The sequence below is a fragment of the Sphingomonas sp. PP-CC-1A-547 genome, assembly GCF_003610375.1.
In the GTDB taxonomy this organism is placed as follows: Bacteria; Pseudomonadota; Alphaproteobacteria; order Sphingomonadales; family Sphingomonadaceae; genus Sphingomonas.
Genome location: NZ_RAPZ01000011.1, coordinates 204,465 through 230,826, shown reverse-complemented (window position 1 = coordinate 230,826; position 26,362 = coordinate 204,465). Strand labels below are relative to the sequence as shown.

Annotated in this window: 28 protein-coding genes; 18 read left to right on the top strand and 10 right to left on the bottom strand. The window is 65.5% G+C overall.

The annotated features are described in order from the left end of the window. Positions 1-14 precede the first annotated feature (14 nt). From C8J39_RS07305 to C8J39_RS07290, 5 genes are all read left to right on the top strand, one after another. Positions 15-737, top strand: a complete 723-nt coding sequence (locus C8J39_RS07305; protein ID WP_183037952.1) for a response regulator — start codon at positions 15-17, stop codon at positions 735-737. Beyond that, on the top strand, positions 737-2,116 hold the full coding sequence (locus tag C8J39_RS07300; RefSeq protein ID WP_120299910.1) for a HAMP domain-containing sensor histidine kinase: 1,380 nt from the start codon (positions 737-739) through the stop codon (positions 2,114-2,116). The genes C8J39_RS07305 and C8J39_RS07300 overlap by 1 nt, the downstream gene beginning before the upstream one ends. A 78-nt stretch (positions 2,117-2,194) precedes the next feature. Further along, the gene (locus tag C8J39_RS07295) at positions 2,195-2,908 is read left to right on the top strand and encodes an EF-hand domain-containing protein (RefSeq protein ID WP_120299909.1); all 714 of its coding nucleotides are present in this window, start codon (positions 2,195-2,197) and stop codon (positions 2,906-2,908) included. Between the two features lie 29 nt (positions 2,909-2,937). Then, a complete protein-coding gene (locus tag C8J39_RS18720; protein ID WP_165895159.1) occupies positions 2,938-3,096 on the top strand; it encodes a hypothetical protein in 159 nt (52 codons plus the stop codon). Positions 3,097-3,304: 208 nt separating this feature from the next. After that, positions 3,305-4,600: a glycoside hydrolase family 130 protein gene (locus C8J39_RS07290; protein ID WP_120299908.1), complete on the top strand. Its 1,296-nt coding sequence runs from the start codon at positions 3,305-3,307 to the stop codon at positions 4,598-4,600. A 159-nt stretch (positions 4,601-4,759) separates the two neighbouring features. Here C8J39_RS07290 and C8J39_RS07285 read toward each other — a convergent pair whose 3' ends face one another. Further along, positions 4,760-5,347: a cysteine hydrolase family protein gene (locus C8J39_RS07285; RefSeq protein WP_120299907.1), complete on the bottom strand. Its 588-nt coding sequence runs from the start codon at positions 5,345-5,347 to the stop codon at positions 4,760-4,762. Positions 5,348-5,429: 82 nt separating this feature from the next. On the opposite strand from C8J39_RS07285, the gene pncB reads away from it, so the two are divergent. Together pncB and C8J39_RS07275 are read left to right on the top strand one after the other, a co-directional pair. Then, complete coding sequence (gene pncB, locus C8J39_RS07280; protein WP_120300453.1) at positions 5,430-6,734, top strand: nicotinate phosphoribosyltransferase; 1,305 nt, start codon at positions 5,430-5,432, stop codon at positions 6,732-6,734. A gap of 155 nt (positions 6,735-6,889) precedes the next feature. Continuing rightward, a complete protein-coding gene (locus tag C8J39_RS07275; protein ID WP_120299906.1) occupies positions 6,890-9,817 on the top strand; it encodes a TonB-dependent receptor domain-containing protein in 2,928 nt (975 codons plus the stop codon). Positions 9,818-9,969: 152 nt separating this feature from the next. Here C8J39_RS07275 and C8J39_RS07270 read toward each other — a convergent pair whose 3' ends face one another. After that, on the bottom strand, positions 9,970-10,308 hold the full coding sequence (locus C8J39_RS07270) for a DUF2794 domain-containing protein (protein WP_056051400.1): 339 nt from the start codon (positions 10,306-10,308) through the stop codon (positions 9,970-9,972). Between the two features lie 13 nt (positions 10,309-10,321). After that, the gene (gene epsC, locus C8J39_RS07265) at positions 10,322-11,014 is read right to left on the bottom strand and encodes a serine O-acetyltransferase EpsC (RefSeq protein WP_056057758.1); all 693 of its coding nucleotides are present in this window, start codon (positions 11,012-11,014) and stop codon (positions 10,322-10,324) included. Between the two features lie 162 nt (positions 11,015-11,176). Between epsC and C8J39_RS07260 the strand changes: the two genes are divergently transcribed. Further along, positions 11,177-11,944, top strand: coding sequence for a sulfite exporter TauE/SafE family protein (locus tag C8J39_RS07260; RefSeq protein WP_056052944.1), 768 nt, complete (start codon positions 11,177-11,179; stop codon positions 11,942-11,944). Positions 11,945-12,059: 115 nt separating this feature from the next. Here the strand turns inward: C8J39_RS07260 and C8J39_RS07255 are convergent, their stop codons facing one another. After that, on the bottom strand, positions 12,060-12,578 hold the full coding sequence (locus tag C8J39_RS07255) for a carboxymuconolactone decarboxylase family protein (RefSeq protein ID WP_056051403.1): 519 nt from the start codon (positions 12,576-12,578) through the stop codon (positions 12,060-12,062). A gap of 130 nt (positions 12,579-12,708) precedes the next feature. Continuing rightward, on the bottom strand, positions 12,709-13,254 hold the full coding sequence (locus C8J39_RS07250; RefSeq protein WP_055879693.1) for a peroxiredoxin: 546 nt from the start codon (positions 13,252-13,254) through the stop codon (positions 12,709-12,711). Between the two features lie 148 nt (positions 13,255-13,402). Between C8J39_RS07250 and C8J39_RS07245 the strand changes: the two genes are divergently transcribed. The 3 genes from C8J39_RS07245 (at position 13,403) to C8J39_RS07235 (ending at position 15,987) form a co-directional block, all read left to right on the top strand. After that, entirely contained in the window at positions 13,403-14,305 is a 903-nt protein-coding gene (locus C8J39_RS07245; RefSeq protein WP_056057748.1) for a hydrogen peroxide-inducible genes activator, read from the top strand. A 243-nt stretch (positions 14,306-14,548) separates the two neighbouring features. Further along, positions 14,549-15,181, top strand: coding sequence for a fasciclin domain-containing protein (locus tag C8J39_RS07240; RefSeq protein WP_056489292.1), 633 nt, complete (start codon positions 14,549-14,551; stop codon positions 15,179-15,181). A 134-nt stretch (positions 15,182-15,315) separates the two neighbouring features. Continuing rightward, positions 15,316-15,987, top strand: coding sequence for a fasciclin domain-containing protein (locus C8J39_RS07235; RefSeq protein WP_107954014.1), 672 nt, complete (start codon positions 15,316-15,318; stop codon positions 15,985-15,987). 112 nt (positions 15,988-16,099) lie between these two features. On the opposite strand, the gene C8J39_RS07230 is transcribed toward C8J39_RS07235, so the two are convergent. From C8J39_RS07230 to pgsA, 3 genes are read right to left on the bottom strand one after another with little or no spacing between them, the layout of a single operon-like run. Beyond that, positions 16,100-16,549, bottom strand: coding sequence for a molybdenum cofactor biosynthesis protein MoaE (locus C8J39_RS07230; protein ID WP_120299905.1), 450 nt, complete (start codon positions 16,547-16,549; stop codon positions 16,100-16,102). After that, positions 16,546-16,803: a molybdopterin converting factor subunit 1 gene (moaD, locus tag C8J39_RS07225; RefSeq protein WP_120299904.1), complete on the bottom strand. Its 258-nt coding sequence runs from the start codon at positions 16,801-16,803 to the stop codon at positions 16,546-16,548. The genes C8J39_RS07230 and moaD overlap by 4 nt, the downstream gene beginning before the upstream one ends. A 2-nt stretch (positions 16,804-16,805) precedes the next feature. Next, complete coding sequence (gene pgsA / locus C8J39_RS07220) at positions 16,806-17,357, bottom strand: CDP-diacylglycerol--glycerol-3-phosphate 3-phosphatidyltransferase (RefSeq protein WP_056489286.1); 552 nt, start codon at positions 17,355-17,357, stop codon at positions 16,806-16,808. A gap of 114 nt (positions 17,358-17,471) precedes the next feature. Here pgsA and C8J39_RS07215 point away from each other — a divergent pair, with 114 nt between their 5' ends. Further along, entirely contained in the window at positions 17,472-18,797 is a 1,326-nt protein-coding gene (locus C8J39_RS07215) for an MFS transporter (protein ID WP_120299903.1), read from the top strand. A 137-nt stretch (positions 18,798-18,934) separates the two neighbouring features. Here C8J39_RS07215 and C8J39_RS18715 read toward each other — a convergent pair whose 3' ends face one another. Beyond that, positions 18,935-19,099, bottom strand: coding sequence for a hypothetical protein (locus tag C8J39_RS18715; protein WP_165895150.1), 165 nt, complete (start codon positions 19,097-19,099; stop codon positions 18,935-18,937). Between the two features lie 195 nt (positions 19,100-19,294). Between C8J39_RS18715 and C8J39_RS07210 the strand changes: the two genes are divergently transcribed. Then, complete coding sequence (locus C8J39_RS07210; protein ID WP_056057730.1) at positions 19,295-20,413, top strand: DUF47 family protein; 1,119 nt, start codon at positions 19,295-19,297, stop codon at positions 20,411-20,413. A gap of 195 nt (positions 20,414-20,608) precedes the next feature. Continuing rightward, the gene (locus C8J39_RS07205; RefSeq protein ID WP_056057726.1) at positions 20,609-21,607 is read left to right on the top strand and encodes an inorganic phosphate transporter; all 999 of its coding nucleotides are present in this window, start codon (positions 20,609-20,611) and stop codon (positions 21,605-21,607) included. Positions 21,608-21,718: 111 nt separating this feature from the next. Here C8J39_RS07205 and C8J39_RS07200 read toward each other — a convergent pair whose 3' ends face one another. Beyond that, positions 21,719-22,165 (bottom strand): phasin family protein, encoded by a 447-nt coding sequence (locus C8J39_RS07200; protein ID WP_056057723.1) that lies wholly within the window; start codon positions 22,163-22,165, stop codon positions 21,719-21,721. A 131-nt stretch (positions 22,166-22,296) separates the two neighbouring features. Here C8J39_RS07200 and C8J39_RS07195 point away from each other — a divergent pair, with 131 nt between their 5' ends. The 4 genes from C8J39_RS07195 (at position 22,297) to C8J39_RS07180 (ending at position 26,261) form a co-directional block, all read left to right on the top strand. Next, positions 22,297-23,598 carry a UDP-glucose/GDP-mannose dehydrogenase family protein gene (locus C8J39_RS07195; protein WP_120299902.1) on the top strand — a complete coding sequence of 434 codons (1,302 nt, stop codon included), beginning with the start codon at positions 22,297-22,299 and terminating at the stop codon, positions 23,596-23,598. A gap of 64 nt (positions 23,599-23,662) precedes the next feature. Then, positions 23,663-24,277, top strand: a complete 615-nt coding sequence (locus tag C8J39_RS07190) for a TetR/AcrR family transcriptional regulator (RefSeq protein ID WP_120299901.1) — start codon at positions 23,663-23,665, stop codon at positions 24,275-24,277. A 311-nt stretch (positions 24,278-24,588) separates the two neighbouring features. Further along, entirely contained in the window at positions 24,589-24,987 is a 399-nt protein-coding gene (locus C8J39_RS07185; RefSeq protein WP_107953860.1) for a hypothetical protein, read from the top strand. Next, on the top strand, positions 24,984-26,261 hold the full coding sequence (locus C8J39_RS07180) for an efflux RND transporter periplasmic adaptor subunit (protein ID WP_404969320.1): 1,278 nt from the start codon (positions 24,984-24,986) through the stop codon (positions 26,259-26,261). Before C8J39_RS07185 ends, C8J39_RS07180 begins: the two co-directional genes overlap by 4 nt. Positions 26,262-26,362: the final 101 nt, after the last annotated feature.

Sequence of the window (26,362 nt, the reverse complement as noted above, 5' to 3'; positions counted from 1 at the left end):
GGCAGGACCGGCGAATGATCCCACGTCCCGTGCCCGACCTTGCGAAACCCGTGCTGCTGGTGGTCGACGACGACCACATGATCCGTACTCTGCTGGCGGAGAGCCTCGGCATGCACGGCTACCAGGTCGAGACCGCGACCAACGCGAAGGAGATGGACGGCGTGCTCGCCCGGTGTGCGGTGTCGCTGATCCTGCTCGACGTGATGATGCCCGGCGAGGACGGGCTGTCGGTGTGCCGTCGCTTGGCGGGGAAGGCTGCACCGCCGGTGGTGATGTTGAGCGCGCTGGGCGACGAGCCCGACCGCGTCCTGGGGCTGGAAATCGGTGCGAGCCATTACCTGTCAAAACCGTGCAGCCCGCGCGAGATCCTGGCGACCGTCCGTGCCGCGCTGCGCGCGCGCGCGATGCAGGATGCGGGCGACAGCCGCGCGTTCGGTTTTCTCGGCTGGCGCGTCGACTTCGCGGCGCACGAACTGTTCGATCCCGACGGCACGCTGATCGACCTGACCGATGGCGAGTTCGCGGTGCTGCGCGCGTTCGTCGAGCGACCACGACGCGTGCTGGCGCGCGATGCGTTGCTGGAGGCGGCGCGAGGGCCGGACACCGACGCGTTCGATCGCGCGATCGACGTGCAGGTCAGCCGTTTGCGCCGGAAACTGCGCTCGCACGACGACGAGATCATCCGGACGATCCGCAACGAGGGCTATTTCTTCGTCCCCCGCGTGGTGCGCCTGTGATGCGCCACCAGACGATTACGGTCGGCAAGATCGACCAGCCGATCCGGCGCAACCCGCAGCGATCCTGGCCGATGTTCCTGCGCATCTTCGTGCTGGGGCTGACCACCGTTCTGCTCGTCCAGATCCTGAACTTCGCGATCGTGTTGCTGATGCCGCCACCGCGCCCGCAGATCTTCACCGCCAACCGGGTCGCCGCGGTCGCGCGGACCGGACGCGATCCGACCGGGCAGTTGAAGGTCGAGATAGCGACCGGGTCGCCCCACCCGACCGACAATCCGCGCGACGCTCGGCTCGCCGAATCGATCGCCGCCGATCTCGGTCTTACGCGGACCAAGGTGACCGTCGAGACCGAGCGATCGGCGATGCCGCTGTTCGCGGGCGCGCTTCGGCCTCCGCTGCCGATGGGCATGGGCCGTTCGGCGCACTTGCCGCAATCCTTCGACAACGCGCTGTTCGGCCCGTTCGTCGTGTCGATCGAGACGCCGAGCGGCCGGTGGCGCGTGATCCGGCCGACGCACACCACGATCGGCCCCTGGCGGATGCGGATCGTGCTGTGGTTCCTGGTCGCGATGGTGGTCGCCGCGGCGGTGGCGTGGGTGATGGCGCGGCGCGTGGTGAAGCCGATCGCGCTGTTCGCCGCCGCCGCCGAGCGTCTCGGTCGCGATCCGCGTGCCGAACCGCTGCCGATCGTCGGCCCGCCCGAGATCGCCGAGGCGGCGACTGCGTTCAACCTGATGCAGGAACGGCTGAACCGCTATGTCGAGGATCGGACGACTCTGATCGCCGCGGTTGCACATGATTTGCGGACGCCATTGATGCGGCTATCGCTGCGGCTTGAAAAGGCGCCCGACGATATCCGCGCGGCGAGCGAAGGCGATATCAAGGAGATGAGCCAGCGGATCGGTTCGGCGATGGCGTTCGTTCGCGACATGACTCGCCACGTCCGCCGCCAGCGGCTCGATCTCCGGTCGCTGGCCGAAAGCGTCGCGGATGATTTTGCCGATCGCGGCGATGCCGTCGCGTTGCTTCCGGGCGACCCGCTCGCGCTGGAGGGCGATGCGCCGTCGTTGAAGGCGCTGATCGCGAACCTGGTCGGCAACGCCGTCAAATACGCCGGCCATGCCGAGGTGGAAGTGCGCCGCGAGGGTAGCGTGGCGATCGTCGAGGTGTGCGACTCGGGACCGGGCATGGCGCCAGCGGATCTTGCCCGCGCGTTCGAGCCGTTCTTCCGTGCCGAGCAATCGCGCAACCGCGATACCGGCGGCAGCGGGCTTGGTCTGGCCAGCGTCCGCGCGGTGGCGCGCGCGCACGGCGGCGATGCGACGATCGAGAACCGCCCCGGCGTCGGGTTGCTCGCGCGGGTGACGTTGCCGATCTGAACTGCGCCAGCGGTCAGCCCAAACATCACGGCAACGATCGCCGTGTCAGACGAATATCACGGCATTTCGGGAGATTGCATGCGTATCCTTTACCTCGGCATCGCCGCCGCGCTGGCCGGATGCTCGGCTCAGCCGCACCCTCAGGGCGGACACGGTCCGGCTCGCGGCCGCGGCCAGTTATTCATCAGTCCGATGGGCGAACCGTTCCGCGCTTCACTCAAGCCGGGTGCGGCGCAGGACCTGTGGTTTGCCGGCGCCGATACCGATGGCGACGGGCGGATCACGATGGCCGAATTCCAGCATGACGCCGCGCGCTTCTTCGCTGTGCTCGATCGCCGCAAGGACGGCGAGATCGATCCCGACGACATCGCCTATTACGAGAACGTCATGGTGCCGGAAATCCGCGTGGCGTCGGGCGGCCGTGGGCCAAGGTCCGAAGGTGGCGAGCGAGGCCGTGGCGGACGCGGACGAGGTGGCGGCGGGTCTGGCGGCCAGGGCATGCAGTTCGGCAACGGCGACAGCAAGAAGGGCGCCACCGTCCACGAACGCATCGGCGCCGCGCGCTACGGCTTCTTCGACCTGCCGGAGCCGGTAATCGCCGCCGATGCGAACCTTAACCGCGGCATCGATTCAGGCGAGTTTGCCAAGGCTGCGGCAACGCGCTTCGCCGCGCTCGACCGGAACCATGACGGCACGCTGACCCGCGGCGAACTGCCACGCGCGGGCGGCGAGACGTGGCGGAACGGCTCGGACGAACCGACCGCCCCGCCTCCGGAACGTCGCGACCGCTGACGCTAAGGGCGACGTCTAATCAGCCGAGCATGCCCGACACGATCCAGCGGCGACTGACCGCGGACTTGACGATCGCCGCGCCGCAACACCTGCAGGCGGACCGCTGGATCGGCTCGCCCTTCACGTCGCGGTGCCGGGATCGCGGCATGTGGCGGCCGATCGCACAATTGCCGGGTCGTGATGGTTGAGCTTGCATACCGCTTCCTTCGTGCACCGGTCGTCGAATGATCGAACTGGTGGTGTGACAGACGAAGTTTTCCGCGGTGTTTCGGCAGCCGCGCGTGACGGGGAATTCATGTAGCCAAGGCGGCGGTTTCGGCGTTCAGTGCTGGGCACCCCTCGCAGTGTCGTGGCGTCCGTTTCGACGCGACGGCGGCGCGTCACTTGGAGCCGACCATGGCCGAAGCCGAACTCGTCGCCTTTTCCAATATCCAGTTGCGGCCAGACCCATCGCGGACCGTCATCCGGCCGTTCAACATCGAATATCCCGGCGCGTTCAAGGTCGATGGCCACCCCCGCGCCGTCCGCGTGATCGACCGCGTGCTGTCGTTGTCGCCCGACGAACTCCGCGCCGAACGTCGCCGCGTGATGGAGTCGCTCGACGAACGCCACCGCGATGTCGACGAGCTTCTCCTGCACCGGTTCGGCGAGATCATGGCGGTATTGAAGGACCCGCGCGAGATCGACACCGACCAGAAACTGCTGATCGGCGCGTATCTCAGCGGCGAATATTCGTTCGAGGCCGCCGCGCTGTTCAATCCGAGCATGGTCCTCGACCCCGACCAGGCCAAGGCACCCGAGGGCGGCCTGTGCTTCATCCTGTCGCTACGCGGCATCGGCGAAGGCCATGTCTCGTCGGTCACGTTCCGCACCGGGAGCTGGTCGCCCGACGACGGTTTCTCGGTCGATCCCGCGAGCCAGACCGCGGTGCCACCGCGGGTCACACCGACCGATCAGGGCGCAACCGATGGCGGTCCCACCCGGCTGGAATGCGGTGGCAGTCGCGAATTGTCGGAGACGGTGATCTTTCCGATCCTGCCGAGCCAGCACCAGGGGATCGAGGACCTGCGGCTCGTCCGTTTCGAGGACGCTGGCAAGGTGCAGTATCTCGGCACCTATACCGCGTTCAGCGGCTCGGAAGCGCGGTGCGAACTGCTGCGCGGCGAGGACTTCAAGACGTTCGAGATGCAGCCGATGCGCGGCGCGGTCTCGGCGACCAAGGGCATGGCGCTGTTCCCGCGTAAGATCGGCGGACAGTATGCGATGCTCGGACGGCAGGACAACGAGAATATCTGGTACCTGACCTCGGACGACCTGCTGACCTGGGACGGCGGCACCAGGATCGTCGAGCCGAAATGGCCATGGGAGTTCATCCAGATGGGCAATTGCGGATCCCCGATCGAGATCGACGAAGGCTGGCTGGTGCTGACCCACGGCGTCGGCAGCGTCCGCAATTATTGCATCGGCGCATGCCTGCTCGACAAGGCCGACCCGACCAAATTGCTCGCGCGGATGACTGATCCGCTGATCGTGCCGAGCCCGGCCGAGCGTGACGGTTATGTGCCGAACGTCGTGTATAGCTGCGGCGGAATCGTCCATGATCGCACGCTGTTGCTACCGTTCGGCGTGGCGGACAATTTCGCCTCGTTCGCGACGGTGGATGTCGGGCGGCTGCTTGCGGCGATGGCGTGAAGGCCCTCGCTGATCCTCCCCCGCTAGGGGGAGGTGGCTGAGACTTGTCAGACGGAGGGGGAGGACACGGAGCGACAGTTTGCTCTTACCTCCCCTCCGTCACCTTCGGTGCCACCTCCCCCTGGCGGGGGAGGATCGTTCGCCCAGCGCTACATCAGGTCAGACGACGAGTATCTTGCCGGCAAAATTCTCGCCCGCAACCGCGTCGATCTGTCGCTCGATACCGCGCGTGAGGCCCGCCGGCACGGTCACCACGAAACCCCGCGCGAGCAGGCCTTCAACGGCCCAGCGGACGCAGTAATCCGCCGCGACACCGATCACCGTGACCTCCGTAACGCCACTTGCCGCCAACGCCGAGAAGAAAGCCTCGCGCTCAATAGTCGGCCGCTCGGCATTCCGCGCATCCTCGATCACCAGACCCGGCTCGGCCCACATGTCGAACACGCCCTTCTCGATCCGCCACGCCGGGATCGCCGGGTCGACCGACGCGACGTCGAGCATGTTGCCCCACCCTTTCGTGCCCCGCACGCAGTGGATCGGAAACATCTGCGCCTCGGGAGACGCGGCGTAGGTCTCGACGAAATGCGTGTCGAACGTGAACAGGACGCCGGCAACCTCGTCAGGCGTGAGAGCCGACAGCCACGCCTGCATCGGCGCGACCAACTCTTCCGCCCCCGCCACGCTCAGCGCGCCCTCGCCCGCCATGAAATCCCACTGCGTATCCACCACGACCACGAACCGCGTCATCGCCCGTCTCCTTTGCCCACTGCTTGACACAAACGCGTCTTCTCGGACACCCGGCCCCTACGCAACGCAGGAGCCCATGCGCATGGCCGTGACCGATATCGCCACCCGGACGTACAATCACAATTTCCGGCTCGATCCGATCGTGCGCAGCCTGCTCGATACCGATTTCTACAAGCTGCTGATGCTGCAGATGATCCGGCAGGTGTATCCCGACGTCAGCGCCACTTTCGCGCTGATCAACCGGACGAAGACGGTGCGGCTGGCGGAGATCGTCGACGAGGCCGAACTGCGCGCGCAGCTCGATCACGCGCGGACGCTGCGGTTCGCGAAGAAGGAGCTGATCTGGCTCGCCGGCAACAGCTTCTACGGTAGACAGAAGATGTTCGGGCCCGAGTTCCTCGCGTGGCTCGCCGAGTTCCAGTTGCCTGCCTACGACCTGCGGAAGGTCGACGGGCAGTATGAACTGCATTTCGAGGGCCCGTGGACTCACACGACGATGTGGGAGATCCCTGCACTGACCATCATCAACGAGCTGAAGTCGCGCGCCGCGCTGCGTGATCGCGGCCGGTTCGCGCTCGACATCGTCTACGCACGCGCCAAGGCGAAACTGTGGGAGAAGGTCGAGCGGCTGCGCGAACTGCCCGACCTCGTGCTGTCGGACTTCGGCACGCGGCGGCGGCACGGGTTCCTGTGGCAGCGCTGGTGCGTCGAAGCGCTGAAGGAAGGGCTTGGCGACCGCTTCATCGGCACCTCGAACGTGCTGCTCGCGATGGACGCCGACCTGGAGGCGATCGGCACTAACGCGCACGAACTGCCGATGGTGACCGCCGCGCTGGCCGACAGCGACGCCGAGCTGGCCGAAGCGCCGTACCGCGTGCTCGAGCATTGGCGGCAACATTATAACGGCAATCTGTTGATTGCCCTCCCCGACGCGTTCGGGACGACCGCGTTCCTGCGCAACGCCCCGCACTGGCTGGCGGAGTGGACCGGCTTCCGTCCCGACAGCGCGCCGCCGATCGCGGGCGGCGAGCAGATCATCCGCTGGTGGGAGGAGCAGGGCGTCGATCCGAAGACCAAGCTGCTGATCTTCTCCGACGGGATGGACATCGACACGATCGAACAGACGTATCGCCATTTTCACGGCCGCGTGCGGATGAGCTTTGGCTGGGGGACCAACCTGACCAACGACTTCCGCGGCTGCGATCCCGATGGCGCGGCGGCGCTGGAGCCGATCTCGCTGGTCTGCAAGGTAATCGAAGCGAATGGCCGGCCGGCGGTAAAACTGTCCGACAATCCGGCGAAGGCGACGGGCGAACCCACGGAGATCGCGCGGTATCTGCGTGTGTTTGGGGAAGCGGATCGCGCCGCGGCACCCGTTTTAGTCTGATCACCTGCGTGTCCTGCGCGCAACACGCAGGACATATATCGCAACAAAATTGTCGCATCACGCAATCTTCCCTTGCTTCGTTACGCCCCTGAGCCATCATTCGCACACATAAGATAAGAGAGCGGATGTTTGCTGGGGCGCGGACAAGGGGAAAAATGTTGAAGCGTGGGATCAAGACGTTCACGGGCGCGAGCAAATATGCCGGCGCCAGCGGGTTGGCATTGGTGGCGATGCTCGCAGCGATGCCGGCCTTCGCACAAGCTGTGACGACACCGGCCGCCGAGGGCGTGCAGGCTGCCGACCCATCCGTAGACCAGGCTGGCGGAGATGAGATCGTCGTGACCGGATCGCGCATTCGCCGCAGTCCACTGGACCAGCCCTCCCCCGTCGTCACGGTCGATGCGCAGTCGATCCAGCGCACCGGGCTTTCGTCGGTCGCCGACGTCCTCCAGCGGCTGCCAAGCGCGGCCGGCGGGCTCAATTCGAAGGTCAACAATTCGGGTAACATCGGCAATCCGCCCGACGGCGGCGGCGTCGGTGCAGGGTCGGCCGAGATCGACCTGCGTTATCTGACGGCCAAGCGAACGCTGGTGCTGGTCGACGGCCTGCGCTTCGTCAACGGCGCATCGGCAAGCGGCATTCCCTCGACCGTCGATCTCAACACGATCCAGGTCGGCTCGATCGAGCGGATCGAAATCCTCCAGTCAGGCCAGTCGCCGCTCTACGGCTCGGACGCGCTGGCCGGCGTCGTCAACATCATCACCAAATCGCAGCAAAAGGGCCTCAAAGCGTCCGCGCAGTTCGGCACGTTCCGCCAGGGCGACGGCCATACGCAGGACTATAACGTCAGCTACGGCATCCAGGCGCCGCGGACGAGCGTGGTGTTCGGCGGCAGCTACGTGAAGCAGGAGGCGGTCAGCACGCGCGATCGCAGGATCTCGCAGTTTCCGAACCCCGGCCAGACAAGTTGCTCGGACGTCATTGGTGGCTGTTCGGGCGCTACCCCCAACGGATTCTTCCAGGTCGGTGGCCGGAACCTGACGCTGAAGTCCGCCCCCATCCTCGGGCGGCCACGCTACGACGCCGCCAATCCGACCGGCCCGAACAGCGATTTCAAGGAGTTCACCTCCGCCGACCGCTTCAACTTCTCGCCGTTCAACTATTTCCTGACCCCGTCCGAGCGCTACGGCTTTTTCGTCAGCGCCAAGCAGGAACTCACCGACAACGTGAACCTGCGCGTGAAGATGAACTACACGCGACGCAATTCGCAGAACCAGGCAGCGTTCCTGCCGCTGGTGATCGGGCCGGACGCTGGCAACGGCAACCTGCTCGACACTATCTCGGTCGATGCCACCAACCCGTATAATCCGTTCGGCTACACGCTGTCGGCGGGCGGCGCGGGCAATGGTCCGGCGAACTACTCGACGGTTCGCCGTCGCCTCGTCGAAGCGGGGCAGCGCACTTATTCGCAGACCGTCGACACGATGTCGGCGACCGCGACGCTCGACGGTTCGTTCAACGTCGGCAGCCATAAGTTCTACTGGGACGTCAACGCGGTCCTCGGCTTCAACGATGCCAAGCAGTTGTTCACCGGCAACATCAACGCGGCCAATCTGGCTCAGGCACTGGGCCCGGTCGCGAACTGCACCGGGGCATGCGTACCGTTCAACATCTTCGGCGGTGCAGGCTCGGTCACACCGGCGATGCTCGGCTTCATCGCGTTCGACGAGCGTGCACGCAGTTCGCAGAGCCTGGAGGACTATACCGCCAATATCTCGGGCGACCTGTTCGACCTTCCCGCCGGCGCCGTTGGTCTCGCCGCGGGCTATGAGCACCGTGTCCAATATGGCAGCTTCACGCCCGATCCGCTGATCACCGCAGGGCTCGGCGCGGATATCCCAGCGCAACCGGCGCGTGGGCACTTCAACTCGGACGAAGTCTATGCCGAGCTGCGGGTACCGCTGATCCACAATACGCCGCTCATCCAGTCGCTCGAGATCGGCGGCGCGGTGCGGCATTCGAGCTATTCGATCAGCGGCAGCAACACGACCTATACCGGCAGCGGCCTGTGGAAGCCGTTCAGCGACCTGCTGTTGCGCGCCTCCTATGCGCAGGGCTTCCGCGCGCCGAGCATCGGCGAACTGTTCGGCGCGGCATCGCGGTCCGACGCCGCGATCGACGATCCCTGCACCAACGTCGCCGGATCGCCGTTCCAGTCGTCCGCGACCGTCCGCGCCAACTGCATCGCCAACGGCGTTCCCGCGAACGGCAGCTATCAGGAGCCGAATGGCGGACAGCTGAGCGTGCTGACCGGCGGCAATGAGGCGTTGAAGCCCGAGACGTCGCGCACCTGGCTGTTCGGCGCGGTGTATGCGCCGAGCTGGGCACGGACCAGCGGGATCGCCAGCCAGCTGAGCATCGAAGGTAATTATTACGACATCAAGGTCGACGACGCGATCGCGGCGACCGACGCGACGCTGACGCTCAGCCGCTGCTCGCAGGCGGCGGACGCACTCAGCTGCGCGGCGATCTCCCGCACGCCCAACGGGATCATCTCGCGCATCAACGCGCAGTTGCAGAACATCGGCGGCATCCGCACCCGGGGCGTCGACGTGACCGCGGTCTATCGCTCGCCGCAGACCTCGGCGGGCACGTTCGGGCTTTCGCTCAACGGCAACATCCTGCTGAAATACGCCGAGAGCTTCCCGGCGACGGTCGGCTTCACCACCACCAACTATCAGGGCACGACACGCGGCTCGCCCGAGCAGTCCTATCCGAAGTTCAAGGGCAATGCGGTCGTCGATTGGGACATCGGCATGGCGCGCGCCTCGTTCACCGGCCGCTATATCAAGAGCGTGAAGGAAGCGGACGGCAAGACACTCGACAACACCTTCTACGGCGACGTGCAGGTTACGCTGGCGCCGGGCTGGCTGGAGAAACGGCTGGGGCTGACGATCGGCGTGAACAACGTCTTCAACCAGGATCCGCCAGCGTGCTTCAGCTGCACCGGGCCGAACTACGACCCGAGCACGTACGACGTCCCGGGGCAGTTCGGGTATGTCCGGCTGTCGTGGGGGCTTTGATCTAGCAGCATCCAGCCGCGTCGCCTTCTGCTCCCCTCCCTGAAAGGGAGGGGGCGGGGGTGGGTAGGTGTCCGTATCAGGCGATGCTAGCGGCACGAGCAGTCCTACCCACCCCCAACCCCTCCCTTCAAGGGAGGGGGGCAGGTTGCGGCTTAGTCTTCGACCAACTTCATGAAACGGCGCTCGACCGGGGCCAGCACCGGCCCCAGTTCATGCCCGCGCTTCACCACCGCACCGGCCTCGCCGATCAGCGCCCACATCCCCTGCTTGTTACGCAGCGACGGGCGTTTCTCGATCCGGAATTCGGGGCGTTCGGCGGCGCGGCGGAAGGCGGCGAAAACTGCCGCGTCCTTGCCAAGGTCGATCGCATAGTCGCGCCAATGGCCCGCTGCGACCATCCGGCCGTAGAGGTCGAGGATGCGGTTCAGTTCGAGGCGCTCGAAGCCGACCTGCGTCGCCTTGGACGGTGTGGGGAAAGGTACGACGCCCATCAGTTATCCACCATCATGCGCGGTCGCGGCGGTCCTCTGGATGCTCGTCGGCAAGCAGCGCATCGAGCCGCTTGCGCATCGTCTCCAGCTCGCAGCGCATGATCTCCATCTTCTGCGTCGCAGGATCGAACATCTCGCTGCAGGGCGTACCGTAGGGCACGAAGCGTGGCACCTCAGGCGCGTTGCCGCCCTCGATCGTCGTCGCGCGCGCGGGGATGCCTACCACCGTCGTGCCCGCCGGCACGTCACGCGTCACTACCGCGTTGGCGCCGACCCGCGAGCGCTTGCCGAGCGTGATCGGGCCGAGCACCTGCGCGCCCGAGCCGATGATCGCGCCGTCGGAGATGGTCGGGTGGCGCTTGCCCTGCACGCCGTTGTCGGGACTGGTGCCGCCGAGCGTGACGCACTGGTAGATCGTCACGTCGTCGCCGATCTCCGCGGTCTCGCCGATCACGACGAAGCCGTGGTCGATGAAGAAATTGCGGCCGATCGTCGCGCCCGGATGAATGTCGATCGCCGTCGTGAAGCGCGACCAGTGGTTGACGCAGCGCGCGAGGAAATAGAGCTTCGCCTTGTAAAGGCGGTGCGCGATGCGGTGATAGCCGAGCGCCCAGACGCCGGGGTACAGCATGATTTCGGCGCGCGAATGCGGGGCGGGATCGCGGGCGCGGATCGAATCCAGATAGGCCAGTAATCCGCTCGACATCCGCAGTCCCCTTCGCGATTTCCGTATCTAGGGTATCGAACGACCGATTTCCAGAACCGGGCGCAAGTGCAGCGTCGGCCTATCAGGATCGGGGTAAAGCCTATCTTTGTTGTGGGATAAGCCCGCGCGTTGCACTCTGCGCGCGATATTGAGGGGATGCCGATGTTCGACCTGACGACCTTGAGCTTCGAGACGCTCCTGCCCTTCATACTTGTCGGGTTCGCCGCGCAGATCGTCGATGGCGCGCTGGGGATGGCGTTCGGGGTGATTTCGAACACGCTGCTGCTGTGGGTCGGCGTGCCGCCGGCCGCGGCGTCGGCGGGCGTGCATACCGTCGAGACCTTCACCACCGCGGTGTCGGGGATCAGCCATGTGCTGCACAAGAACGTCAACTGGACGCTGTTCCTGCGGTTGATGATCCCGGGCGTGATCGGCGGCGTGCTGGGGGCGTACGTGCTGTCGAACATCGATGCGAGCACGGCGAAACCGTTCATCCTCGCGTATCTGACGTCGATCGGCGTGTACCTGCTGTACCGTGGGCTTCGCTATCCACCGAAGCAGAAGGAGCCGAAGATCGTCGAGCCGCTCGGGCTGGTCGGCGGGTTTCTCGACGCGGCGGGCGGTGGCGGCTGGGGGCCGGTGGTGACGTCGAACCTGCTGGTGCAGGGCGCATCGCCGCGCACCACGATCGGGACGGTGAATACCGCGGAGTTTTTCCTGACCGCGACGATCTCGGCGACGTTCATCACACAGCTCGGCTGGGCGGCGTTCACGCAGGCGACGGTCGGGCTGCTGATTGGTGGCGTGCTGGCAGCCCCGTTCGGCGCGATGCTGGCGAAGCGCGTGCCGGCCAAGACGCTGATGGTGCTAGTCGGCGTGATCCTGACGATCACCAGCCTCTTCGGCCTCTACCGCGCGATCTGGCACTGATCAAAATCCCCTCCCGCTTGCGGGAGGGGTCGGGGGAGGGCGTGCCAAATACGACGCCGTGCTTAAGGCCAGCCCCTCCCCTAACCCCTCCCACAAGTGGGAGGGGGACAGAGCGTCACAACGTCGCGTGGACCGTCGCAACCGCGGCCATAACCGCGCCGATGCGGACCGACGTCTGGATCGCTTCCGCCGTCACGCCGGCCTTCTTCAGGATCTGCTCGTGGCTGTCGATGCACATCCCGCAGCCGTTCATCGCCGACACGGCCAGGCTGAACAGCTCGAAATCGACCTTGTCGATGCCGGGCTGGCCGATCACGTTCATCCGCAACTTGGCGGGCATGTTGCGGTATTCCTGGTTCCCGGCGAGGTGCGTGAACCGGTAATAGACGTTGTTCATCGCCATCACCGCGGCCGCTGCGCGCGCTGCGTTGGCCGCCTCGGGCGAGAGTTTCGGCGCGCATTCGGCCTCGGCGGCCTCGACCAGCGGCTTGTAGCCCGAGCCGTGTGCGCACGTGAGCAGCAAGCCGTATTTGCGCTGATCGGTGAGGTGGGTCTCGTTTAGCAGCGAGCCGACGTTAAGACGGATGTCCTTGGCGTAGTCGGGCAGTTGCCCTGCGAATTCCTTGAGCGACATAGACTTTTTCCTTCTGCTCCCCTTCCGCCTGCGGGAGGGGTCGGGGGAGGGACTGGAGACAAAAAGAGAGGGCGGTCCGCGTGGACACGCCCTCCCCCAACCCCTCCCGCAAGCGGGAGGGGAGTTTCAGTTACGCAGCGAGCTGGAGGACGTCGTCGCCCTTGTTCCAGTTGCACGGGCAGAGCTCGTCGGTCTGCAGCGCGTCGAGCACGCGGAGCGTCTCGGCGGGGTTGCGGCCGACGTTCAGGCCGTTGACCTGGACCGCCTGGATGACGTTGTCCGGATCGATGATGAACGTCGCACGGAACGCGACATGCTCGTTCTTGTCGACGATGCCGAGCGCGTCGGCGAGCTTGGCGCCGTTATCCGCGAGCCACGGGAAGTCCGCGGCGGCAAGGTCCGCGTCCGACTTGCGCCAGGCGAGGTGGACGTGCGCGGTGTCGGTCGACGCGCCGATCAGCACGGCGTCGCGGTCCTCGAAATCGCCGCGGATGTCGCTGTAGCCGACGATCTCGGTCGGGCACACGAACGTGAAGTCCTTCGGCCAGTAGAACAGCACCTTCCACTTGCCGGGATATGCCGTCGTCAGGTCGAGCGTCTCGCCGGCGGGCAGCGCTGCGGTGCCCTGCTGGACGGGAATGGTCATCGAGGGGAACTGGTCGCCGATGGTCAACATGATGGAAGCCTCCTGGAAATAAACTTGGCTCCAGGCATCCTCAAGCGCGGCGGTTGTCCCGCTCGGTCGTTGTGCAATGCGGTATATGGGGGCTGGTGTAATCGATCCAACGCTCTATTTATCATCTGATGATCGATTGAGGCGATTAATGGCTGCGACCTACCTACCCACGTTGAAACAGTTGCAATATCTTGTTGCGCTGAAGGACCACGGCCATTTCGGACGCGCTGCGGAAGCGTGTTTCGTGACGCAATCGACGCTGTCGGCGGGCCTGCGCGAGCTGGAAACGCTGATCGGCGTGGTGCTCGTGGAGCGGACCCGACGAGTCGTGCGGTTCACGCCACTAGGCGACGGGATCGCCGACAAGGCGCGGCGCGTGCTGCGCGAAGCGGAGGAACTGGGCGACATGGCGCGCGCCGCCGGCCAGCCGCTTTCGGGCGACATGCGGATGAGCGTCATCCCGACGATCGCGCCGTTCATGCTGCCGAGAATCCTGCCGCGGTTGCGGAAGGACTATCCCGACCTGAAGCTGTTCCTCCGAGAGGAGCCAAGTGGTCCGGCGTGCGAGGGGCTGCACAATGGCCGCACCGACTGCGTGCTGCTGGCGCTACCCTACGCATGTGGCGAAGTGACGTCCGAGACGCTGTTCGAGGATCGACTGTTCGTCGCCTATCCGTCGGGCGAGGAGCCGACCGCACTGCCCGCGATCCCCGCGTCGGCGATCGACGAGACGCGGCTACTGCTGCTCGAGGACGGGCATTGCCTGAAGGACCATGCGCTCGGCGCGTGCAACCGGCCGGAGTTGCGTGCGGAGGCGACGATGCTGGGAACGTCGCTGCACACGATCGTCCAGATGGTCGACAATGGCCTTGGCATCACGATGCTGCCGGAAATGGCGCTGAAGGCGGGGATCCTCGACAACACCAACATCACAGCGAGGCCGCTCGACGAGAAGAATGCGGTGCGGCGGATCGCGCTCGTCTGGCGCCGCGCCAGTCCGCGCGAGAAGGACTTCCGGTTGATGGCAAAGGCGCTGGCCGACGTTCAGTAAGGTCGCACTTCTGCTCCCATCCCTGAAAGGGAGGGGTTGGGGGTGGGTCGGCCTCCGTATCGGGCAACGTGGGCGACACAATCCAGCCTACCCACCCCCTACCCCTCCCTTTCAGGGATGGGAGTCCGTTGCGGTCCGGGGGCCAGTCTTCCAAGCGCACCACCCCATCCCGAGATTGACACGCTTGCGCAACCAACTCGGCCTTCGATCGTATGTTTCCCAGTTCCCGCTGGAGATCGAACGATGTCGAAGACGCTTCCACTGCTGCTGATGACCAGCGCGCTGGCACTCGCCGCGTGCAGCGGCAAATCCAAGGACGACGTGGCCAGCGCCTCGACGACGCCCGCCAATCCCGCACTGGCGGTACCGAACGGGCCGCCCGCTGTCGCCAATCCGACCGTCGGCGGCGTGCCGATGATGGCGACGCGGACGATCGTCGACAACGCCTCGGCGGCGCCGAACCTGTCGACCCTGGTCGCCGCGGTGAAGGCCGCGGACCTGGTCGGCACGCTGTCCGGCCCCGGCCCCTTCACCGTATTCGCCCCGACCAACGATGCGTTCGGACGGCTCGCGCCGGGCATGGTCGACACCTTGCTGAAGCCAGAGAACAAGGCATCGCTGACCAAGGTGTTGACCTATCACGTCGTGCCGGGCGTCATCACTGCCGACGATCTGCGCCAGCGGATTGCTGCAGGCGGCGGCACCGCGACGCTGACCACGGTCGAGGGCGACCCGATCACGGCTACACTCGTCGGCGCAGTCATCGCGCTCACCGACGTCAACGGTAACAAGAGTTATGTAGAGACCGCAGATGTCCGCCAGTCGAACGGCGTCGTGCACGTCGTCAATGGCGTAATCGTCCCTAAACTGAGCTAAATCTGAGTTAGACAGGCTCGGTTCATCGTATAGTCGATACGGTCTGTCGGTCAAATAGTTGAGATTACCGCCTCGATCCCCAAATTCCACCGTTCAAGTTTCATCCGTCCCAATCACAATCTCTGGAGTTGCAGATGACTGTTAAGACCAACCTTATGATTGCTGCGGCAACGAGCCTGTTTATTGCCACGGGTGCGACTGCCCAGACGGCAGCGCCAACCGCGCCGCGGACTGCGGCACCGGCCGCACCGCAGACGGCGATGCCAGCGACGCCATCCACTCCGGCGGCACCTGGCACGGCGGTTGCTCCGCAACAGCCCGGCGCGCCCGTCGCCCCGACTGCTGCGGCAACGACGACCATTGCCGCTGCACTGCCGACGCTGCCGAACCGCGCGACGCTGGCGAAGCTGGTGACCGCCGCGAAGTTGCAGGCGACGCTCGCAGGCCCTGGCCCGTACACGCTGTTCGCGCCGAGCGACGAAGCCTTCACCCGCCTGCCCGCCGGTGCGCTCGACACGCTGTTGAAGCCTGAGTCGGCACCGACGCTTGCGACGATCATCAAGTATCACGTCGTCGCCGGTGCGCTGACCGCGGATCAGTTGAAGGCGCAGATCACTGCGGGCGGCGGCAAGGCCACGTTGACGACGCTGGCAGGCCAGCCTTTGATCGCAGGACTCGGGCCGAACGGAAACATCGAGTTGACCGACACGGCCGGTATCAAGTCGTATGTCGATACGGCGGATATCAAGGAGACGAACGGCGTCGTTCATCTCACCAACGGCATGAGTGTTCCGAAGCTCGGCTGATGCGACTGCGGGCCGCGATCCCATCCGGGAGCGCGGCCCGCACTACTTTGTTTCCCCGCGAAGGCGAGGATCCAGTCTGGGCTCCCGCCTTCGCGGGAGAACATTCTTTGGGTTAGCCCTTCGAGATATCCCAGCGTGCCGCGGCCGCGTGGTCGCCATCACGTGCTTCGACCCAGCTAGCTTCGATACCGCGCGTCTCGCGCTTCCAGAACGGCGCATCGGTCTTCAGCCGGTCGATTAGATACGCGCAGGCCTCGAGCGCGGCGCCGCGATGTGCCGCCGTCGCAGCGACGAACACGATCCGCTCGCCCGGATGCATCGGCCCGACGCGGTGTACGATGATCGCCGCACTCAGCGACCAGCGCTCGATCGCGCCCTCTGCCACCTTGAGCAGCGCAGCCTCGGTCGCGCCGGGATAATGTTCGAGTTCGAGCGTCCCCACACCGTCGTCAGCGCGTACCAGCCCGGTGAACGTCGCCACCGCGCCCGCCCCTGCCGCCTCGGCGCGCGTCATCTCGGCCGCGATATCGATCGGCAATTGCTGGACCGAGATATGGATCATCCGCCGGTCACCGGTGGGAAGATCGCGATTTCCTGCGCGCGACCGATCGGCGTATCGAGCGGCACGAAATCCTGATCGACCGCCGCGCGCAACCGCGAACGGTTCTCGAACGCTTCGGCGTGCCCGGAACTCGTTTCCGCCAGCCAATCGACCAGATCCGCCACCGTCACGACGCTTGCCGGCGGCTCGACCGACTCTTCGCCCGTGCCGATACGCTCACGCACCCAGGCGAAATACACCATTCGTACCGTCATGATCAGTCCATGTGCTTCAGGCCGACGCGGAGGTAATCCCACCCGGTCAGCAACGTAAGGACGGCCGCACCCCACAGCGCGACGATGCCGACGGTATGCACCCAGACCATTTCGGGCACGGAACCGCCAAGGATGATCCCGCCGAGCGACACGAGCTGCAAAGTCGTCTTCCACTTGGCCAGTTGCGACACGGGCACGGAGACCTGCACCTGCGCCAGGAACTCTCGCAGCCCCGACACCGCGATCTCTCGAAGAAGGATCACCAGCGCCGCAATCACGTGAATACCCGCGATATCGCGCGTGCCGACGAGGATGAGGATCACCGCCGCGACCATGATCTTGTCCGCGATCGGATCGAGGAAAATCCCCAATCGCGACACGGCGCCGCTCGACCGCGCGAGGTAGCCGTCGAAATAATCGGTGATGCCCATCAGGCAGTACAGCACGAAGGCGATGCCGTACCCTGCCTCCCAGTCGGGCCACCACAGGAACCAGACCAGTAGGGGCACCGCGACGATCCGCGACAATGTCAGGAGGTTAGGCAAGCTCAGCACCCACCACCCCTATACCGGTCGGTCGCGGGGCGAAACCGGTTTAACGTTGGCGTGCGGATGACGCTCGGCTAAGGGTTCGACACATTACCGCAACGATCAGGGCTATTTCCCGTCATGCTCAATGCCCTCGGGTTGCTGAAGCAACGTCGCTTCCTGCCCCTGTTCACCACGCAGTTTCTCGGCGCGTTCAACGATAATCTGTTCAAGACCTCGATGGTCCTGTTCGCGACCTATGCCGTCTTCAACGATCCGAAGATGGAGGCGAACTTCAACGCGCTGGCGACGGGACTCGGCATCCTACCGTTCTTCCTGCTGTCCGCGCTCGCCGGGCAATTGGCGGACAGCGAAGACAAGGCGCGGATCATCCGGATCGTGAAGACCGTCGAGATCGGCATCATGCTGCTCGGCGCGACCGGCCTGATGGTGGCACGCGCAGGGCATCCGTCGCTGGGCATCGGGCTGATGCTCGGCGCGGTGCTGTGCCTCGGCGTGCACTCGACGTTCTTCGGGCCGATCAAATACGCGATCCTGCCGCAGCATTTGAAACCGTGCGACGTGCTCGGCGGCACCGGGCTGGTCGAGGCCGGGACGTATCTCGCCATCCTTCTTGGCACGGTGACGGCAGGCTGGATCCCGATCGAGGGTGCGGCTGCCAGCGTGCTGGTTGTCGCGGTGATCGGTTGGTTCTCGGGGCGCCAAGTGCCGCCGGCACCGCGCGAAGGCCCGCCGTTGAAGCTCGACTACAACCCGTTCACCGCGTCGTGGCGGTTGATCAGCGCGACGCTGCACATCCCGCGACTGTTCCTCGCGATCGTCGCGATCAGCTTCTTCTGGACGATCGGCGCGGTGCTGATCATCGTCTTCCCGCCACTGGTAAAGAACGTGCTGACCGCCGACGAGCGAGTCGCGAGCTTCGTGATCGCGGTGTTCTCGGTCGGCGTCGCGATCGGTTCGGTGGTGATCAACTCGATGCTGCGTGGACGTATCTCGGCGAAGTTCTCGCCCGCATCGGTGATCGCGATGGGCGGCTTCGTCGTGCTGTTCTCGTTCCTCGCGCGCAACTGGACGCCGGCGGCTCCGGGGCATTATTACGATTGGGCCGGATTTATCCGTCAGCCAGGTGCGATCCCTGTGCTGGCCACGCTGCTGGCGATCGCGATCACCGGCGGGATGTTCGTCGTGCCGCTCTATGCGTTCCTGACGACCACCGTCGAGAAGGACCAGACCGCGCGCACCGTGGCGGCGAACAACGTCGTCAACTCGGGCGCGATGACGATCGGCTCGATCCTCGTCATCGGCATCACCGCGATGGGTGTCACGCCCGAGGACATGCTGTTTCTCGTCGCGGCTATGTGCCTCGTCTCGGCGTGGCTCGCGCAGAAGCTGCACCGGGCCTGCGACGACGACGCGATCGGGTGTCTGCCGACGCTTCGACACTGAAAATCCTCCCCCGCCAGGGGGAGGTGTCGCCGAAGGTGACGGAGGGGGAGGACACGGGACGGATGTTTTCCTTTCCTCCCCCTCCGTCTGGCAAGCCAGCCACCTCCCCCTGGCGGGGGAGGATCGACAGCTCAATCTCAGAAAATGAAGCTGTAGAAGCACGTGAAGAACGCGGCGAAGCTGAGCAGGAACAGCTTCACGTCCTGATCGTCGTTCCTCGCGCTCGCGATGACCGGTGGCGGCAGCGAACGGCGCATCGGATGGCGGGCGGCTTCGTTGGTGAGGACTAGGCGTCTGGTCATGATGCAAACGTTAACGTCGCGTTTACCAATTCGACCAGTGACAAAGGTGGTTAAGGTGACGGCGTCCGGCAATGGGACAGAAATGGACCCGCGGCGACGGTCCGAAAACTCTCCGCTGCGCCGCTATCCTTGCGTAAAAACCGGGTATAAGCTCGCGACTTTCCCCGCGATTTTGCGGGTGCGAGGACCCGGATCATCGAGCAGATCGGCGCACTTCCCTATGTAATCGACGAAGCCGGCCACGCTCGCGTGATGCTGATCACCTCGCGCGACACCGGGCGCTGGGTGATCCCCAAGGGCAATCCCATTGTAGGTCTCGCCAGCCACGAGGCCGCCGCGCAGGAGGCGTATGAGGAAGCCGGCATCCGCGGCATCCCCTGCCCCTCGCCTGTCGGACAGTTCGCGTACCGCAAACGCCGCCGCACCGGCCGCTACCGCGACATGATCGTCACCGTGTTTCCACTCGCATTCGTCGAGCAGGTGGAGGACTGGCCCGAGCGTCATCAACGCGACACACGCTGGTTTACGCTTGATCGCGCCGCGGAGGCTGTCAATGAGCCCGGCCTGAAGGCGCTGATCGCGGCCTTCCGTGAGCCGCCGATTCCGGCGTCGCTCGCGCAACGTATCTTACCCGTCGTGCGCACGAGTGCGAAAAGGAGAATTCCGATGCTGGGCTGGTTCCAGTCGCTGATGCCGAAGCAGGGGCGGTTCTTCGAACTGTTCGACGCGCATGCCGCGACTCTGGTCGCCGGTGCCGATGCGCTTGCACGGCTGCTTCACGGCGAAGGCTCGATCGAGGGTCAGATCGCCGAGATCGTCAAGCGCGAGCACGAGGCCGACGATATCACGCGCGAGGTTCTCCAGGACGTCCGCCGGGTGTTCGTGACGCCGTTCGACCGCAGCGCGATCACCGACCTGATCGGCGTTATGGACGACGCGATCGACCAGATGAACGGCACGGCCAATGCGATCGCGCTGTACGAAGTCACCGAGTTCTCGCCCCAGATGCGCGACATGGCCGGAATCATCGTCGAGGCCGCACGGATCACCGCGGAGGCGATCCCGCTGCTCCGCTCGCTCGGCACCAATGCAGGTCGGTTGCACGACCTGACCGCGCGGCTGATCCAGATCGAGGGTCATGCCGACGATATCCACGATACGGGCCTGCGCGCGCTGTTCCAGGCCTCGAAGATCAGTGCGGACCCGATGACGTTCATCATCAACCGCGAGATCTACAGCAGCCTGGAAAAGATCGTCGACCGCTTCGAAGACGTCGCGAACGAGATCCAGGGGCTGGTCATCGACCATGCTTGATGTGTCGTACGAGTCGCGACGCCCCAACGAAACGCCACCCCGGCGAAGGCCGGGGCCCAGTTGGGGGACGGCAATAACTGAGGGCGGTACGCTGTTACTGCGACCTCTCCAACTGGGCCCCGGCCTTCGCCGGGGTGGTGGAGTGGTTGAGAGAGCGGCGGTGCACCTTAACCGCGTTACCGCGGACGGCCGCGCATGATCCTCTCCCTCCCCCTCCTAATAGGGCTGATCGGCATCGCGCTGCTGTTCGACTTCCTGAACGGCCTCCACGACGCGGCGAACTCGATCGCCACCGTCGTCTCAACGCGCGTGCTGAAGCCGCAATACGCCGTCCTGTGGGCCGCGTTCTTCAACTTCATCGCGTTCGCGGTCTTCGGGCTCCACGTCGCGCAGACCGTCGGCACCGGGATCGTCCAGGCGCACGTTATCGATGCACAGGTGATCTTCGCCGCGCTGATGGGCGCGATCGCGTGGAACGTCATCACCTGGGTGCTCGGGATCCCGTCGAGCAGCAGCCATGCACTGATCGGCGGGCTGCTAGGCGCCGGCATCGCCAAGATCGGCTTCGGCGCGATCGTCTGGAGCGGCGTCATCAAGACCGTGCTCGCGATCTTCGCCTCGCCCGCGATCGGCCTGATGCTCGCGCTGGTTCTGGTGCTGATCGTTGCCTGGACGAGCCTCAAGCTCACCCCGCTCGGCGTCGACAAGCGTTTCCGCAAGCTCCAGCTGATCTCCGCCGCGCTCTACTCGCTCGGCCACGGCGGCAACGACGCGCAAAAGACGATGGGGATCATCGCCGTCCTGCTCTATTCACAAGGCCTGCTCGGCGGTGAGTTCCACGTGCCGCTCTGGGTCGTGCTGTCCTGCCAGGCGGCGATGGCGCTTGGCACGCTGTCGGGCGGCTGGCGGATCGTCCACACGATGGGCTCGAAGATTACCCGCCTCACCCCCGCACAAGGGTTCTGCGCTGAGACCGGCGGCGCGATCACGCTGTTCGCGGCGACCTTCTGGGGCATTCCCGTATCGTCGACGCACACCATCACCGGCTCGATCGTCGGAGTCGGCGCCGCGCGGCGCCTGTCCGCCGTCCGCTGGAACGTCGCGAGCAACATCGTCGTCGCTTGGACGCTTACTCTGCCCGCCGCGGGGCTGATCGGCGCCGGCACGTACTGGCTCGTCGGACTGTTCGTTTAAGCCGGAAATAGTTGAGGCTGATCCGCCGCCGCTCCGTCATAGTGTCGGAGCGGCGGCGTTCTTGCTCGTCCGTACGCCGCTCCACCGCAAAACGGGGAGCGGCGTATCGGCTTACTTGATCCCGCCGCCCTGCAACGGTGCGACCGCGTCCTTGCCGAACTTCATGATCAGCTCGCCGATCTCGCGTGCCTGGCTCATGCTTCGCTGGCTCTGCTCGCGTAGGTAATCGCCCTGGATCTTCATCACCTGTGTCAGGTCGCTGGCGCTCGCCGCCTCGCGCATCGCCGCGAAGGCCTCGCGCGCATTCTGCTCGGCCTGATCGATCATCGCCTTGCCGATCGTCGCGCCGCCCTCGGCAATCTTGCCGCCCGACTCCTTCATCGCCTCGCCTGCGCGCCGCGCCGGATCGACGACCTTCTCCGAGAACGCATCGCGCGCCTTCCCGGCATTCTCGCGCATCGCGTCCGCCGCGCCCTTGGCCGCATCCGCCGCGCGGTCGGTCGCCGCCTTGCTTGCGTTCGCACCGTCATCGACTGCCTGCTTGAAGTCGTCAGCCATCGTCTCTCTCCTGTTTTGCGATGCCATTTGGTCGAAGTTTCAACCGGTATGCTCCGCTTTGGTTGCGCCCGCCAGCTTGCACCCGCGCGCATTAGTCTCGATAGGTCGCGCGGCTTTTACGGGGAACGTCCATGCGCATCACGATGATCGGTTCTGGCTATGTCGGCCTGGTGTCCGGCGCCTGCTTTTCGGATTTCGGCCATGACGTGATCTGCGTCGACAAGGACCAGTCGAAGATCGATGCGCTGCATGCCGGCCGCATGCCGATCTTCGAGCCCGGTCTCGACCAGCTCGTCGCGTCAAATGTCGCCGCGGGGCGGCTGACCTTCACCACCGATCTCGCCAGCGCGGTCGCGGGCGCCGATGCGATCTTCATCGCGGTCGGCACGCCGTCGCGACGCGGCGACGGCCATGCCGACCTCAGCTACGTGTTCGCCGCCACCGAAGAGATCGCCGCTGCGGTGACCGGACCGACCGTGGTCGTGACCAAGTCGACCGTCCCCGTCGGCACCGGCGACCGAGTCGAGGCGATCTTCCGTGAAAAGCGTGCAGACGTCGACGTGGCGGTCGTCTCCAACCCCGAATTCCTCCGCGAAGGCGCCGCGATCGGCGACTTCAAGCGCCCCGACCGCATCGTCATCGGCACCGAGGACGAGCGCGCCAAGCAGGTGATGCGCGACGTCTACCGTCCGCTTTACCTTAACGAATCGCCGATCTTGTTCGTCGGACGTCGCACGTCCGAGCTGATCAAATACGCCGCCAACGCGTTCCTAGCGACCAAGATCACGTTCATCAACGAGATCGCAGACCTGTGCGAAGCGGTCGGCGCGGACGTGCAGGACGTGTCGCGCGGGATCGGGCTCGACAACCGGATCGGCAAGAAATTCCTCCACGCCGGGCCGGGCTATGGCGGCTCGTGCTTCCCCAAAGACACGCTGGCGCTGCTCAAGACCGCCGAGGATTACGACACCCCGGTCCACATCGTCGAAGCCGTCGTGAAGGTGAACGACAGCCGCAAGCGCGCGATGGGACGGAAAGTCCTACACGCGCTCGGCGACAATCCCCGCGGCAAGACGGTCGCGTTGCTCGGCCTCACGTTCAAGCCCAACACCGACGACATGCGCGACGCCCCCAGCCTCGCGATCGCGACCGCACTTGCGGACGCCGGCGTGACTGTCCGCACGCACGACCCCGAGGGCGTGGCGACCGCCAAGGCGATGATGCCCGACCTGGTCTACTGCACCGACGCATACGACGCCGCCGAGGGTGCCGACGCGGTCGTGATCGTGACCGAATGGGATGCGTATCGCGCGCTCGATCTCGCGCGGTTGAAGCGCGTGATGGCCGGGCCGGTGATGGTCGACTTGCGCAACGTCTATCAGCGCGCCGACGTCGAGCAGGCCGGGTTCGCCTACACCGCCGTCGGTCGGTGAGCGTCCCCGGCAACATATTCCAGTCACTGGACCTTTTGCGCGCTCTCACTATATACCGAACGGTATGAATAGGCTTTGCACGCTCACCGCCCCCAAGGGCCGCCCCCGCGAGTTCGATCTCGACCAGGCACTGGCGGGTGCGTTGCGCGTGTTCTGGCGTAACGGTTACGAAGGCGCATCAATGGCGGAACTGACCGCCGAGATGAAGATCACCAAGCCCAGCCTGTACGCTGCGTTTGGCAACAAGGAGGCGCTGTTCCACAAGGCGCTTGACCTCTACGAGCGCGAGAAGCTCGCCTATATGACGTCCGCGCTCGACGCGCCGACCGCGCGTGCCGTAGCGGAAAACCTGCTACGTGGTGCGTTGCAGATGCAGATGAGCACCTGCGACCCCAAGGGATGCCTGAGCGTCATCAGCAGCGTCGCGTGCAGTGCCGAAGCCGAGCCGATCAAGGCCGAGGTCGCCAAGCGCCGCGCGTCGTCCGAAGCCGCGCTCATGAAGCGGTTCGACGAAGCCAAGGCCGCGGGCGAGTTTCCCGAAGGCCTCGAGTCGCACGCGCTGATGCGCTACCTCTTCGCGATCATGCAGGGGCTGTCGATCCAGGCCGGCTCGGGCGCTAGTTGCACCGAACTCCAGCAGCTCGTCGAGACCAGCATGCTTATGTGGCCGACCAAATAGACACGGTTTCTACCGCGCCGCGGAAAAAAATACCGGCCGGTACAAAAGTCTTGTTGACTAGATGAACGCCAGGTTTATATACCGACTGGTATCGAAGCTCTCTCCTACTTCGGAGGGGGCAGCCGGGGACACCAACCCATGACCACGGTTCAAACCTAGGCTTCGGCCTGACTTTCGAAATTTCCAAGCGGGTAAGCGCGGCACGGTGATGTGCCGGCAACGACCGCGCACGCCTCGCGACCAGCTGACGTCGGTAGACCGTCCACCGCCGAAGGCCAGCGCTTGCCCAAGATCAAAAGGGGGACAATCCCATGGCTTATCTCGACCTCGACAACATGTTCGCTTCGCCCGTCACCAGCCGCACGCAGACGGTCGCCGCCCCAGCCCCGACCGGCTTCTCCGCGCTGGAATGGAGCGTCATCGCGCTCGCCAAGCGCGACACGCTGCGCAGCCTGTCCGGCCCGAGCCGCATGTCACGCGCAATGGGCAGCCTGTTCGGCCTGAGCACCGCGTCGCGGCTCGCCGATCCCCGGCTCGAGGCGTTGCGGCGGATGGCCGTATACGCCTGGCGCCGCGGCTTCGCGCTGCCGATGGCCGAGATCCAGGGCTTCCTCGCCGCCGGCTTTGCCGAGGCTCAGATCGAAACGCTCGTCGAGAGCGTTACCGGCATGCGCGTCGGCATCCAGCAGAAGCGGAGCATCGCAGCGTGAACCAACTTACCACGATCACGGCCGCAAACGACGCCGACGTCGTCGCGTCGCCGCCCGCGGACCGTCACCGACGGCCGGCCTGGCAGCGCGGCGCGATGGTGCTCGTGCCGATCGCGCTGCTCGGTGCGGTCGGCGTGAAGCTGTTCGATCATCCCGACGCGGCGATGGCGGCACCCCCGCCCGCCTCCGTCACGGTCGCGTCGCCGCTGGTGCGGCAGGTCAGCGAGTGGGACGATTATGTCGGCCGCTTCGCACCGAGCCGCACGGTCGAGATCCGTCCGCGCGTCGCGGGCGAAGTCACCGGCATTCATTTCCGCGACGGCGAGATCGTCAGCAAGGGGCAGTTGCTCTTCACGATCGATTCCCGTCCGTTCGCGGCTGCTCTGGCTGAGGCACATGCCAACGTCGCCAGTGCAAAGAGCGCTTTGTCGCTGGCTCGCACCGACCTTGGCCGCGCACAACGGCTGGTTGCCGATGAAGCGGTTTCGGCCGGCGAAGTCGACGCTTTGCGTGGCAAGCTCGAAGCCGCACAAGCCGCACTCGCCGCTGCGCAGGCTCGCGAGCGCGCCCGTGCTCTGGACGTCGGTTTCACGCAGGTTCGCGCGCCGATCGGCGGTCGCATTTCCGATCGCCGCGTCGATGCGGGCAACCAGGTCGCGGGCGGCGAGGGCACCGGCGGCACGGTGCTGACGACGATCAACGCGCTGGATCCGATCTACTTCACGTTCGACGGCTCCGAGGCGCTGTACCTCAAGACGCAACGCGCACGGCAGCCCGGCGCGACGCCGGCGGCGGTCGAGATCCAATTGCAGGACGAGACCGAGCATCGCTGGAAGGGCAAGCTCGACTTCACCGACAACGGCCTCGACCAGCGCTCGGGGACGATCCGTGGTCGTGCGGTCCTCGCCAACCCGGGGTATTTCCTGACGCCAGGGATGTTCGGCAACATGCGCCTCGCCAGTGCGGGAACGCGGCAGGCTCTGCTGGTACCCGACGACGCGGTGCAGACCGATCAGGCGCGGAAGGTCCTGCTGACGATCGATGCGAAGAACGTCGTGAGCCAGAAGCCGGTCGAACTCGGGCCGGTCGTCGATGGCCTGCGGATCGTGCGCTCGGGGATCGGGCCGAACGACCGGGTCATCATCCAGGGTACGCAGATGGCGATGCCGGGCGCGACCGTCGCGCCGAAGGTCGGCCGGATCGTGGTCGCCTCGGGTACGAGTGCGCCGGCGTCGGTCCAGCCGATCTCGGGTGAAGCCACCCTCGCGAGATAGACGCCACCCCGGCGAAGGCCGGGGCCCAATTGGGATAGCGTTTCGACTTAATCACTGCGGTTCGCCCAATTGGGCCCCGGCCTCCGCCGGGGTGGTGTTGG